Raw genomic sequence first — 11,277 nt, 5'->3', positions numbered from 1 at the left:
CGCTGGTTTCCAGCACGAACCCCATGTTACTGGAGGTGGTAAAGCAGCTGTAGAGCATCCATCCTTCAAATGGGTCAATATAATACTTGGTAACTTAAAAAATGCGCTCAAAGGTACTTATCATGCAATTAATCGCAAGCATGTTCCGCGGTACCTGGCAGAATTTCAGTACAGATTCAATCGCCGATATGATCTGCCGTCCATGATTCACAGACTGATTTATGTTGCTCTTAGGACTCCACCCATGCCATCAACCATGCTTTCTATGGCTGAAGCAGAGTGGTAATCAGATCAATTAATGAGGTAAACATGAACGGAATCGAAAATGCAGACAAGAAGGCCTTGGTTTCGGAAAAAACTGATTCTATCTCAGTATTGCCAAATGATTACGATGCTATCCTTGCTGCCGATATTGAGAGGAAATTCAAGCATCAGAAAGACCTCTGCATTGACCCGGATACTGGGCTGCCGTGGGGATTAAAAAATGTTCTTTTCACTGAAATAACAATCCGAAGTTTTCATCCTTTTGCGATGAGGATCCAATACACCAGATATCACACTAAATACATGGGAAGAGTTTACGCTGTGGAATCAAAGGAACAGTGCCTCGAGGCTATTAAGGCTCTGCTTGATGAAGTGTTGCCGGACTGGCTGCCAGAACCGCCCCGCGATCCTGAGAACCCGAGGCGGTATCTGTAAGGATCAGTAATGTTCGTTTTTATGCATTTGCAGCCCTAAACTCACGCAAATCAGCTTCAATAATACTGCGAGCTTGTTGACGCAACACCTTGAGGTCTGACTGGCTAACATGATGGCAAGAGTCGCCAACTGGGCAAGCATATAAAGGCCAGTATTCGACTAATCTTGTGTCGTGGCGGATACAATAAGGGATTTCATCAATATGAAAGCTGTTGTCCGTGTATGTGGTGATCTTCCAGCAGAAGTTTCCAACCTGTATCAGGTCTTCATTGGTAACGCTAATCGGCTGATTTTTGGGGATCCATCTGGATCTCTCGTTAAACATACCAAGGAGGTAAAATAATGGACACAGCAACAACAATACATACGTGTCTGTTTGCCACGTCATTAATTCATATGCTGTATGTCCGAGCAGTTTTAATTTGGCGGCTACTATCCCGGAAAGACCGGTCGAAGCCACTATATACGATAATAGATTGCGCTCGAAAGAACCCCATAGTCTTCGAAGAAAAGCTAATAGACGATTTTTTAGACGTAATAACATTAACTTATGCCTTCTTATGGTTCGTGATGCATTCTGAAACCTGATTATTCAGGCAGCTCTCTTGAGAAAAAAACGAATAGAGGGCGCGGCAACGCCCTCCTGAAACAAAGACGAGACTTGTGCAACATAAACAGTTTTTTAAACGATTTCAACATCACTTTAAACGGAATTAAACCATGAGCATCTGCGTATCAAACCCAGAAGAAATCGCGGCCGAGCTTAAACTGATAGCCATGAACCGCAAGGAAGACGGCAGCACGGTCAGGAAGATTGCCGAGGTAATGGGTCTTAGCCAGAGAACGGTTTACGACTATCTGGACAACCGCCTGAAAGTGAATCTGAAATTCATCCAGGCATGTCTGATAGCCACAAACGGCGATCACGACGTGAAAAAATTCCTCTGCCCCGATGGCTGGGATCTTGTTCCGGTGGATCACTCGCCAGTTGTCGGGGATATCGAAAAAGAATGCGGAGACGTTCACATCGCAGTCTCGGAACTGCTCATGACCATAAGGGCGGCAAAAGCGGACGGCAAAATAACTCCGATGGAAAGATCAAAAATCGAAAGGGCAATTGATGCGGTACGCAGGGAAATAAATGATGTTGATGCTGTAATCGAGAACGACTCGAGGGTTGTGAAACTCTCTAAATAATTTTTAACTTTTTTTTAATCGAGCTGGCGGCGAGCCAAAAACCCGGGGCTGTGGGGGCACAGGGAAACAGGTGAAGCACGCTCAATCGGAGGGAATCATGAAAAGCAATCCGAACAAGGCAACCATCGAAGAAATAACAAAGCTTTACCATTATATAATCCTGCCTCTGCTCGTCAGAAAAATAGAATCTCAGAAATTAAATAAAATGACATCTTCCGTTAATCCCCCTCGCCACCGCTTCGGGGGAGAGGGCCGGGGTGAGGGGGAATTCAAATAAGCATTCCCGGATCACGACTCCTTGGGGTGAAGCGGCAAACCCAGCCAACCAAGTCGGCCTCGAACAGTGATCCGTTCTTAATAAGCATGATGTGTAAACCAGAAAGGCCGACAGCCGCAAAATTTGTAATCATAGATCAGCCCATTTTTTGGCCGATCTCTTAACCAATAAAGAGGAGGACTCATGACTTCTGCAACTTTAAAGGAATATTCAGACATGAAAGGCATCCCATACAAAACAGTCACCTCGTTTGTGTCGAATCACAAACTCCCGGCTGTGAGTAATCAATCCGGATCAAAATTGCCCAGATCGTTTCTGGTTTCAAAACTCGACGAGCTTTTCAAAAACCACAAACCGAATTTGAATGCCCGAAAACCAAGGCAAAGAAAAACACCGGAAATAAGGGAGGATGCGGAATATTCAAAAATGGCTCCGTACAGAAATATAAAATGCCCGAAATACTGGGGCTGCGTGACTTCCGCCGCAACCCAGAAAAAAGACCTAATCTGCGAGAATTGTGAAAACAGAAACGCCGAGTCCCAGGACTGGCTCGAAAACGAAATGGCTTGCTAAGGAGGTTTCATGGACAGACGAAAGGAAAATCAGCCTGTTTTATTCGATAGACGCAAGCGTCCTGACTTTGTTGTTCATCGGGCTGTTTCACTCTTGTTGAAAAAAGCCGTAATAGCCAATCAGTTTGAAAAACGAGATATCCAGGCATAAGCCATGAAAACTGAAATATTGCCTTTAGCAAAAAAACTGATATACAATCCCGCCGGTTATACACCGGGAGGGATATGTGTGAAAGGCAATATTTACACCAGACAGACCTGCCACATCTGTGGCGGAAAACTCCAGCACATCGAGCGCAAAGGCGGATGCTTCTGTGACAAACATCCTAAAGTTGCGGCGACCCGTTTCTATGTCCGTTTTGATACGGTCTTCAAAAACTTCACTTCATATCAGGCCGCAGCTCAGTTTCTGAATGGATTAAGATACAAGGAATCTGAAGGCTCTTTCGATGCAAGAGATTATCAGAAAGACAAACCTTTCGGGTTTAAAACCCTTGCGGAAAAGTATCTGAAGAGAAAAGAAAATCTGAAATCATTCAGCAATGTACGCAATTATATAAACAAGGCCGTTGAATATTGGGGTCAGGCCAATGTCAAAGACATCAACGGCGCAGACATCGAGGATTTTTTATTCGGAATCAAAGACATTTCCGAAAAGACACGGCACAATTACAAATCCACCCTTTCCGATTTCTGGAAGTGGATACTCCGGCGCGGCGTTATCACCCTTGCCCAGATGCCGGGCTTCCCTGAAATCAAATACGAACTGGCATACAGGACAATCACCGACTTTGAAACCCAGGGCAGTATAATTGAAGAAGTTAAAAAAATTTCATATGAAATCAATCCGAAGATCTGGTTCGGCATAGAACTTCTGGCAAGCTACACATCACTTAGACCTGATGATCTGCGGAGGCTGAGGGAATGTGATTATGACGACAAGCACCAGATGATAATCATCCACCATCCGACCAAAGCAAGAAACAAAATAAAAACAGTCAGACTGCTTGAAGAACATGCGGAACTCTGGAAGGATATCCGCTCAAAATTCACCGGCCTTCCTGAAATGCCGTTCTTCAGGCATCATGGGAATATTTCAGGAACAACTCCAGGCGAACAGTTCGGGCCAAAATATTTCAGAATATGGTGGCAAAAAGCGTGCAAGAACATAGGCGTCGAAGGTCTGGATCTCTACGGCGGGACAAGGCACACCACAACAACCGAGCTTGCGCGGGCAGTAGGTAGCGACGGAGCAAGAAAAGCATCCGGCCACGAAACCAATAAAGCGTTTGACCGCTATTGTCAGGTTCAGGATTCGTCAGCTTTTGAAATGGCAAAAATTACTAGCAAACTTAAAAAGGATAACGTGAAAATTATTCCTTTAAAAAAGAAAAAATAGAAGTAAATAATTTACGGCCGTTTCTCCCAAAATACAAAGAGGGCATCAAAAATTTTGATGCCCTCTTTTATTTTTTTTCAAGAACCACAACCTCTGAAATCTAACTTCAGAGCCTAACTTTTTTACCCATTTTTTCTGCACAAAACCCGCTCGGATTTTGCACAACTTTTGCACATGTTTTTGGTGCATTAAAAATGAGATAACCATTTGATTTTATTAATATCAAGTGGTGGAGGCGGCGGGAGTCGAACCCGCGTCCGAAAACCATCCATACGAGCGTCTACATACTTAGCCTAAATTTTGAATCTCGCCGCGTGAAACTCCTTCAGGCTGGATTTTCATTTGGCACGCCCTGTAAGTTTAACGAAAAAAAGCCAGGGTCTCAGTTTTCCGCTTTCCCGCGAGTCGACGTCCTGACCCAGGCCTGCGGGAGAGCCTGGCAGAACGGAAGCTGCTTAAGCAGCTACAGCGTAATTATAATCGTCTGCGATTACATTATTGCCCACAGTTTTACGAGGTGCAAGCAAGCTCGGTATGCAACTAATACTTCAGCGTCCCCGTCGAAACCGGTACGCCCCCATTTCAAAGAACAAAATAATACTTCCTATTTAATCATTATGCCCTGGGACATTTTTTGTCAAGGAAGGTACTACCTGATTTTTTTAATCCTGTCCATTTCTCTCTTGGCATCTCTCTCTTTAATTGTGTTCCTTTTATCGTGAAGCTTCTTACCCCTTGCAAGTCCGAGCTTCATCTTCACTTTTCCTTCTGAAAAATAAAGTGACAAAGGTATCAGGGAGTAGCCTTTTTCGTTTATCTTGCCGATGAGCTTCTTGATCTCGTAATTATGAAGAAGCAGTTTTCTCGGCCTTAAAGGGTCATGATTGTCATAATAGGCAAATTTATACGGACTTATATTCATCTGATAAACAAATACCTCGCCCTTGATGATCTTCGCATATGAATCGGACAGGTTCACCTGTCCGTTTCGAAGGGACTTAACCTCTGTCCCCTGAAGAACCATCCCAGCTTCATAATCATCCTCAATGGAATACTCATGACGGGCTTTTCTGTTATCAGCTATTGTTTTCTTGCCTGAGCCTTTCACTTTTTGTCTCCGGGTATCCCATTACTATCAAAATATCATTAGTACATAATTATAAGACCGGATATTATTCTGGCAAGCCGGAATAATATCAGAGCATAAATAATTAAGCGTTTTCAAGCCTGAAAAGATGGCCATATCTTTCCTGAACAAGATCATATACCTGTTCAGAAGTTGTAAGTTTGAGAGCTTCTTCAACAAAAGCACGCGTTTCCTTCTGGCTAACTGCTCTTATTATATTTTTAATTTCAGGAATAAAAGGAGGATTAATACTCAGTTCATCCATTCCAAGACCCAAAACAAGCGGCAGATTCTGAATCTCGCCCGCCATCTCTCCGCACATGCAAACCTCAATATTATGCTTCTTGCAAACATCCACAACCATTTTAAGCATTCTGAGAATCGCCGGATGCATAGCATCATATAGATAGGCAACCTGGGGGTTGCCTCTGTCAATGGCAAGGGCATACTGTATCAGGTCATTTGTTCCTATGCTGAAAAAATCAACTTCTTTGGCAAGTTCATCTGCCAGTATTACGGCTGAGGGGACTTCTATCATTATGCCGACAGGCATATCAGGATTAAATTTAGCGCCTTCTTTTGCGAGTGAGTCCTTTGCTTCGGCAAGCAGTTTTTTTGATTCCAGGACTTCTTCCATGCTCGAAATCATTGGAAAAAGAATACGAATATCACCATAAGCACTGGCCCTAAGTATGGCTTTAATCTGATCCATAAAATAATTCTGGCGTTTCAAACAGAATCTGATTCCTCTGAGACCAAGGGCCGGATTCTCCTCAGGCTGTATATTTGCACCAGGCACTATTTTATCGCCATTAATATCAAGCGTTCTAAAAGTAACGGGATTTGGAGACATAAATTCGGCTATCTCCCTGTATCTTTCAAAAAGCTCGCACTCGCTCGGAAAACCAGCACCTTCAATATACATGAATTCCGTACGAAACAGACCTATTCCGTCCCCGCCATAGTCTCTCACCTGAACTATTTCTTCTGGACGCTCAATATTCGCCTTGGTTCTTATGGTGACATGATCGTTGGTGGCTGCCGGAAGATGAGCATTCCGATTTACACTCGCCTTGTGTTTTTCGTACCTGGATCTAAGTCTCTCATATGTTTCAAGCGTACGATCCGAGGGATGGATAATAACAAGGCCATTGATACCATCTACAATTATAATATCATCACTCTGAATCAGCCTCATGGCATCTCCGCACCCAAGCACAGATGGAATCTGGAGACTTTTTGCAATGATACTAGCATGGGAAGCCCTGCCTCCGCCGTCAGTGACAAAGCCCTTAACCTTATCAAGCTGGATCTGGAGAGTCTCGGCCGGAGAAAGATCCCTTGCAACAAGAATGACCCGTTTGTCTATACTGCTAATCTTAACAGGTTCAGCACATACAAGATTATGAAGAATCAGTTCAGAAACATGGGTTATGTCATCAGCTCTTTCCCTGAGGTATGGATCAGGAATCTCCCTGAAAATCGACTTAACAGACTCGGACACCTTCTTAACTGCCCACTCAGCGTTAAGGCCTTCTTTCTCTATTGCAGTTATAGCCTGGGTGTAAAGCATCTTATCCTTGAACATGGCCATATGAGCCTCAAGAATATAAACATGGTCCCTCACCTGGGTCGATGTAGAGGCAATGAGATGCTGCAACTCTTCCTTGGCTTTTCGTACGGCTTTTTTCAGCCTGTTGACTTCTTTGTATCTTGCCTCTGGCTGAATATGGTATTTTTCTATTACATCAAGGCCCTTCTTTTCGATTATATAGGCTTGGCCTATACAAACTCCGGGAGAACCACTGAACCCTGCCAGTCTGATTTCAGGTACTGAATTAGGCATTTTGTCCTACTCGCCAAAACTGGTTTCAAAAAGACTTGCTATATTTTCAAGAATGCTCGTATCGTTATGATCGGTAATTTCGACTTTTATTGTAGTTCCTTGTGTGCAAGCCAGCGTAAGTATATCTATTATGCTTGCAGCATCTGCCTTTTCATCACCCTTTATAAGCCATATATCTGATTTTGCCTGCTGGGCAAGCTTTGCAATGGAAGCTGCGGGCCTTGCATGAAGACCAAGCTTATTATGAACCAGAAATGTCCTGGAAAGCGCTTCGATAACACTACCTCATAAAATTAAATTTAAAAAAACAAATCATCTTAATTTTTGAAAATAACACTTTATATGCGTTACTGTCAAACTGAACCGACTCCACAAAAAATATAATGAATCATCAAAAATGAGCATGAAAATACAATAATTCTCTCCTAAGACAACAATACTGGTTTGACCACACACAGAACAACACTTTAAAAATATTAATAATTTCTTGACATAAAAATCAGGAAGCAATACCAAAAGGTGTATTTTCGGCACATTCTACTTATATACAACTTCAAAATATTGGAATTATAAATAATTTCAAATTTTACGTGTTGTATTATTGAAGTTTTCCTCCGATCCGCGCCTGATGAGGACGGCGGGCATGAAAAAAAAGAAAGGTTGAGTGATGAAAAAATTTGTTTACTGTTTCGGAAACGGCGAAGCCGAAGGAGATGCTTCCCAAACAGAACTTCTGGGCGGCAAAGGTGCCAACCTTGCTGAAATGGCCCAAATCGGGCTGCCTGTACCGCCAGGCTTCACCATCACCACCGAATGCTGCAATCAATACCTGAATTCAGGTGGAGTTTATCCTGACCAGCTTCAGGAAGAAGTACAAGCAGCCATGATCATGGTTGAAAAAATCATGGACATGAAATTTGGTGACCCTGAAAGCCCTCTCCTTGTCTCATGCCGTTCAGGCGGACGCCAGTCCATGCCAGGCATGATGGAAACCGTGCTTAATGTCGGCCTTGCCTCCAGCACCATTCCTGGACTCATCAAGAAAACCGGAAACGAACGTTTTGTTTATGATGCGTACAGAAGACTTATAATGATGTATTCTGACGTTGTTATGGAAAAAGCTGAGGGGATTGAACCTGAAGACGGACATGGGGTACGAGCCCAGCTTGACAGAATGCTTGGAGCAGTCAAGAAGGCAAGAGGCTACGAATCTGACACAGATCTTTCAACCGAGGAACTCAAAGTCCTCTGTGAACAGTTCAAACTAAGGGTCAAAGAAACTCTTGGCAGTGAATTCCCGGATACCCCTGAAGATCAGCTATGGGGAGCCATCGGAGCTGTTTTCAAAAGCTGGAACGGTAAAAGAGCTAAATCTTACCGCCGAATAGAAAACATTCCTGATGACTGGGGCACTGCTGTCACAGTACAGAGCATGGTGTTTGGAAATATGGGAGACACTTCAGGAACAGGTGTTGCCTTCACAAGAAACCCTGCAACAGGTGAAAATCTGTTTTATGGTGAATGGGTTCCGAATGCCCAGGGTGAAGACGTTGTTGCTGGAATCCGCACCCCAAATCCCCTGAATAATGAAACAAAAAACGACCAGAATGACCACCTGCCGTCGCTGTCTGATGCAATGGGAGCTGATGTCTACGGAGAGCTTGACAATGTAAGAGATACACTTGAAAAGCGCTACAAGGACATGCTCGATATCGAGTTCACAATACAGGACAAAAAACTCTTCATGCTCCAGTGCCGCGTGGGCAAGCGAACAGGTACCGCAGCACTCAATATGGCGATGGATATGCTTGAAGAAGGCCTGATTGATAAAAACACAGCAATAATGAGGGTGAAGCCTCTCCAGCTTAACGAGCTTCTCCATCCGATAGTTGATCCAGAGGCTGAAAAGACCGCGGTTCTCATCACCAAGGGTCTGCCGGCAGGACCTGGAGGAGCTCAGGGTAGAATAGTTTTTACATCTGAGGATGCGGTCGAACTGACCAAACAGGGCAGAAGCGCGATTCTTGTCCGTGAAGAAACAAGCCCTGAAGACGTTGAGGGCATGAGAGCGGCAAAAGGCATACTCACAGCCAGAGGCGGCATGACAAGCCATGCTGCACTTGTTGCCAGAGGCTGGGGAAAATGCTGCATAGTAGGAGCCGGAGCCCTAGAAATTAACGCAAAGGCCAAGAAGCTTAAAGTAAACGGCAAGACCTATGTTGAAGGAGATATTATAACCCTCAACGGCTCAAGAGGACTTGTTTACGAAGACAGAATAAAAATGATGGACGCAACCAAAAATCCGCGTCTTGCAGCATTCATGCAAATGGTTGATGAATCAAGAACCATGGGTGTAAGAGCAAATGCCGACACCCCTGAAGATGCTCGTCAGGCAAAAGAGTTCGGAGCAGAAGGCATCGGCCTTTTCAGAACAGAACATATGTTTTACGGTGCAAACTCAGAAGCGCCGCTCTTCCTTCTCAGAAAAATGATTCTCAGCGAAAATCAAAAAGAAAGAGAATCTGCACTTGAAGATCTCTATCCTTTTGTAAAGTCGACCATCAAGAACACGCTTGAAGAAATGAATGGAATGCCTGTAACCATAAGACTTCTTGATCCACCTCTGCATGAATTCGTTCCGCACATGAAGGATATGCAGGTTGAACTCGCAAAGGTTCTCGACATCGATCTTGCTGAAGTCAGAAAACGCTGTGATGCTCTACAGGAAACAAACCCGATGATGGGGCACAGAGGTGTGCGCCTTGGCATAACCTACCCTGAAATCACAAAAATGCAGTTAAAGGCAATACTCGAAAGTGCTGCTGAACTCATTAACGAAGGAAAGAACCCGATTCCTGAAATAATGGTTCCTGTTACCTGTGATGTTAAAGAGCTGAACATCACCAAAATTATATTTGATCAGATTTATCCGGAAGTCTATGCCAATCACGGTCTAAAATCCATAAATATCAAATATGGAACAATGGTTGAAACTCCAAGGGCAGCCCTGCTTGGCGATAAAATGGCTGAAACAGCTGAATTTTTCTCTTTCGGGACAAACGACCTGACCCAGCTCACCTTCGGATTCAGCCGTGATGATACTGGCGGATTCATGAATGATTATCTTGAAAAAGGTATTATTGGAGTGGATCCTTTCCAGAGCATTGATACAAGCGGAGTTGGCGAGCTTATTAAAATAGCTGTCGAAAGAGGCAGAGCAACAAGAAAAGATATTAAAATTGGTATATGTGGTGAACAGGGAGGAGACCCTGCATCAGTAAGATTCTGTTACAAAGCAGGACTCGATTATGTAAGCTGCTCACCATTCAGAGTACCAATTGCTAGACTTGCTGCTGCCCAGGCAGCAATAATGGAAGCAAAGTAAAACTCAAAATTAGCTTTTTAAACTAAAGGCCGCCAAAATGGCGGCCTTTTTTTATTAGGCTGTGTCCCAGTCAAATATTGATGGAGTACCAAAAACTAAAAAATGACAACTGCGTCATGCCGGAATTGATCTGCCATCTTTGTATTTTCAAACAATTCTGGATTCCGGCCTGCGCCAGAATGACGATAGTAGAGCTTTTTGCGACGTTGACAGTATTGGCAGTCAATAAAGCAAATCATTTGCGATCTTAATTTCCTTGGGGTACTTTTTTTCATAAAGCTCCTTAAGTCCATATTAAGCTTTATGATTTTATTATAATAACAGTCTATTTTACATATTTTACCCCTTAAGAGAATCTCTAAAAATTGTTTTATTAATTACTCAACAAGTAAAAATATGTTATAAGACAACCATATTAACTTATGAATATGGTGAGCAAATTAGACAATGAAGCAGCTTGGATTATTTGACTGGAAAGAGCGCTATACGAGAATTGACAAGAATGGAGATCCATTAGTTGAATTGAATAAGGTGATTCCATGGGAGGATTTTCGTTCTGTTTTGAGTAATGTTTTTGTGAAGGCTCGAAAGAGCAACGCGGGCGCAAAACCGTATGATGTTATCCTGATGTTTAAAATACTGATTTTACAGTCTCTTTACAACCTTTCTGATGATGGGATTGAATATCAGATTTTAGACCGATTGTCCTTTATGCGTTTTCTTTCAATTGATGCAGGCGATAAAGTTCCCGATTCCAAGACGATCTGGCTTTTTAG

Annotated in this window: 12 protein-coding genes and 1 other RNA gene; 9 read left to right on the top strand and 4 right to left on the bottom strand. The window is 43.3% G+C overall.

Annotated features, from left to right (window positions below):
- The 7 genes from K245_RS0119350 to K245_RS0119310 form a co-directional block, all read left to right on the top strand.
- On the top strand, positions 1-286 hold a 286-nt coding region (locus tag K245_RS0119350; RefSeq protein ID WP_027360519.1), incomplete at its 5' end, for a transposase.
- 23 nt (positions 287-309) lie between these two features.
- On the top strand, positions 310-699 hold the full coding sequence (locus K245_RS0119345; protein ID WP_027360518.1) for a hypothetical protein: 390 nt from the start codon (positions 310-312) through the stop codon (positions 697-699).
- Between the two features lie 720 nt (positions 700-1,419).
- The gene (locus K245_RS0119335; protein WP_027360516.1) at positions 1,420-1,896 is read left to right on the top strand and encodes a helix-turn-helix domain-containing protein; all 477 of its coding nucleotides are present in this window, start codon (positions 1,420-1,422) and stop codon (positions 1,894-1,896) included.
- A gap of 97 nt (positions 1,897-1,993) precedes the next feature.
- On the top strand, positions 1,994-2,173 hold the full coding sequence (locus tag K245_RS0119330) for a hypothetical protein (protein WP_027360515.1): 180 nt from the start codon (positions 1,994-1,996) through the stop codon (positions 2,171-2,173).
- A gap of 183 nt (positions 2,174-2,356) precedes the next feature.
- On the top strand, positions 2,357-2,746 hold the full coding sequence (locus K245_RS0119320) for a hypothetical protein (RefSeq protein ID WP_027360514.1): 390 nt from the start codon (positions 2,357-2,359) through the stop codon (positions 2,744-2,746).
- A 9-nt stretch (positions 2,747-2,755) separates the two neighbouring features.
- On the top strand, positions 2,756-2,896 hold the full coding sequence (locus K245_RS27875; RefSeq protein WP_156906854.1) for a hypothetical protein: 141 nt from the start codon (positions 2,756-2,758) through the stop codon (positions 2,894-2,896).
- A gap of 3 nt (positions 2,897-2,899) precedes the next feature.
- A complete protein-coding gene (locus tag K245_RS0119310; RefSeq protein WP_027360513.1) occupies positions 2,900-4,144 on the top strand; it encodes a site-specific integrase in 1,245 nt (414 codons plus the stop codon).
- 227 nt (positions 4,145-4,371) lie between these two features.
- On the opposite strand, the gene ssrA is transcribed toward K245_RS0119310, so the two are convergent.
- The 4 genes from ssrA to K245_RS27445 form a co-directional block, all read right to left on the bottom strand.
- Positions 4,372-4,723: a transfer-messenger RNA gene (gene ssrA / locus K245_RS27450) on the bottom strand.
- A 70-nt stretch (positions 4,724-4,793) separates the two neighbouring features.
- Entirely contained in the window at positions 4,794-5,252 is a 459-nt protein-coding gene (gene smpB, locus K245_RS0119305) for an SsrA-binding protein SmpB (RefSeq protein ID WP_027360512.1), read from the bottom strand.
- Between the two features lie 103 nt (positions 5,253-5,355).
- On the bottom strand, positions 5,356-7,116 hold the full coding sequence (gene ptsP / locus K245_RS0119300) for a phosphoenolpyruvate--protein phosphotransferase (protein ID WP_027360511.1): 1,761 nt from the start codon (positions 7,114-7,116) through the stop codon (positions 5,356-5,358).
- A gap of 6 nt (positions 7,117-7,122) precedes the next feature.
- The gene (locus K245_RS27445; RefSeq protein ID WP_084156439.1) at positions 7,123-7,392 is read right to left on the bottom strand and encodes an HPr family phosphocarrier protein; all 270 of its coding nucleotides are present in this window, start codon (positions 7,390-7,392) and stop codon (positions 7,123-7,125) included.
- A 391-nt stretch (positions 7,393-7,783) separates the two neighbouring features.
- On the opposite strand from K245_RS27445, the gene ppdK reads away from it, so the two are divergent.
- Positions 7,784-10,501, top strand: a complete 2,718-nt coding sequence (gene ppdK, locus K245_RS0119290) for a pyruvate, phosphate dikinase (protein ID WP_027360510.1) — start codon at positions 7,784-7,786, stop codon at positions 10,499-10,501.
- A gap of 447 nt (positions 10,502-10,948) precedes the next feature.
- The coding region (locus K245_RS0119280) for an IS5/IS1182 family transposase (protein ID WP_027360508.1) at positions 10,949-11,277 on the top strand (329 nt) is incomplete at its 3' end.

It is taken from the genome of Desulforegula conservatrix Mb1Pa (genome assembly GCF_000426225.1).
Taxonomy (GTDB): domain Bacteria; phylum Desulfobacterota; class Desulfobacteria; order Desulfobacterales; family Desulforegulaceae; genus Desulforegula; species Desulforegula conservatrix.
This window is presented reverse-complemented; position numbering and strand designations above follow the sequence as displayed.